The organism is Bacteroides acidifaciens (assembly GCF_903181435.1).
Taxonomy (GTDB): domain Bacteria; phylum Bacteroidota; class Bacteroidia; order Bacteroidales; family Bacteroidaceae; genus Bacteroides.
The window spans coordinates 1-1,692 of record NZ_CAEUHO010000010.1; the positions used below are offsets into that span (position 1 = coordinate 1).

Consider the following 1,692-nt stretch of genomic DNA (forward strand, 5'->3'; position numbering starts at 1 on the left):
TAGGAGATATTTTTGAATATAGATTAAACGATGAATATGTATATAATTTAGGTACACAGAAAGATTGGAAAACGAAAGCAACTTTGGATGCTTTGAGAATTTCAGTTTGGAAGATGCTTGAGTCTGCAACAAAACAAAATATTACAGCAATAGCTATGCCCAAAATCGGTGCGGGTCTAGGTGGATTGGTTTGGGAAGATGTTAAATATGTACTTGAAGCGGCTGCTTTGCATTTTCCTGACATAGATATTATTGTTGTGGAGAACTATCAACAAGTAAACAGAATTTAATATTCTATATTTTACCTGTAACTGTTCAGTGATTCGTTGTTGTTGATTTTCAAATACTTATAAAATGGATTGTAATAAAAATCTTATCAAATTATTCTTTTTATAGCTAAACTCAGCTGCTTGTATTTTAGCAATATATTGATTACCAATCATTTCTCTTTCTTGTAATCGCTGAACTGTTACTTTTACCCTGATATAATTTGATTGAATGTCAATTTATATTAGGGTATTTTTATCTGATATTTTTTCACGATGCATCAATTGATTCGCTTCAGAGTTGCACCGTTCATAAAAGGGGTATCGTTCGTATGAGATGAGTATACTGCTTGGAGAGACTTGGCGAAAAATCTCTATCGTGATGGAAAAGTAGAGGAATAGATTGTTGTGTGGAACAACGGAGGAGAACTGGGACTGTATGTTGTAACCGTTACTGAAGTAGGTAAGCCTGTAACAAAAATGTATTATGGCTATTTAAAGCGGGAAGTATTGCTTATTATTACCGTCCCGACGGGCAGCCGATGGTGGCAATCATGTCAGGAAATATACAAACCCGTTTCTATTATGACAAGTATGGCCGTCGTATTGCCATTAAAGATCCCAGTGCCGGTATCCGGCGGACGGGATATGACAAAGCCGGCAATGTCAGCAAAGAAACTGATGCCGATGGTCGTGAATTAGTGAAAGAATACGACCGCTACGGACGTGTCGTGAAGCAAATAACACCTGACTTGACAACGGTTTATACCTATGACGACACGGAAAACCTGTTGCTTTCCGCGGTGTCAAGCAATGGCAGCGCTCTGTATAATACTTACGATGAGTATGGCAGACTGCAAACGCAGCGTGAAGAAGCTCCGGATGGCAAATGGTTGCAGAAAGCCTACAGTTATACAACCGACGGACTGCCTGAATCGATTGCTTATATCTCTCAAAACGGTGCTTTGACCACAGAAGAGTTGTCTTACCGCAACGGTTTCCTGACAGAAGTCCGTCTTGCAGACGGAACGCTGGTCTACCGTCATGATGAAGAGAATTCGCTGGGACAGTTGACAAAACTTACTGCAGGCGGAATGCAGCGTACCTACGAGTTTAATGAATGGGGACTGCCTGTAAGACGCAGCATCACCCGTGTGGATGGAGGTATAGTGTTCGACCACAGCTACCGTTTCAATGTGGCGAATAACAATCTTGAAAATCGTACGGATGAAACCAGAAACCTGCCGGAGGATTTTGATTATGATGAATTGAATCGTTTGTGTTCTTACGGTAATAATGCCGTTCTTTATGATAATTATGGTAATATTCGTTGGAAGGGTGATGCCGGGGAACTGGTTTATACCAATCCGAACCGCCCTTATGCCGTGACGGGTTTGGCTCCTGTTGAAGACAATCTGGTGAAGTC

The 1,692-nt window shown here is 40.8% G+C and carries 1 protein-coding gene and 1 pseudogene; both read left to right on the forward strand.

What is annotated here, in order from left to right; translation table 11 throughout:
- Positions 1-290: macro domain-containing protein (locus tag CLIN57ABFB40_RS20160; protein ID WP_175631662.1), on the forward strand; the 290-nt coding region annotated here is incomplete at its 5' end.
- 530 nt (positions 291-820) lie between these two features.
- A pseudogene (locus CLIN57ABFB40_RS20165) lies at positions 821-1,692 on the forward strand (RHS repeat protein); the annotation flags it as partial.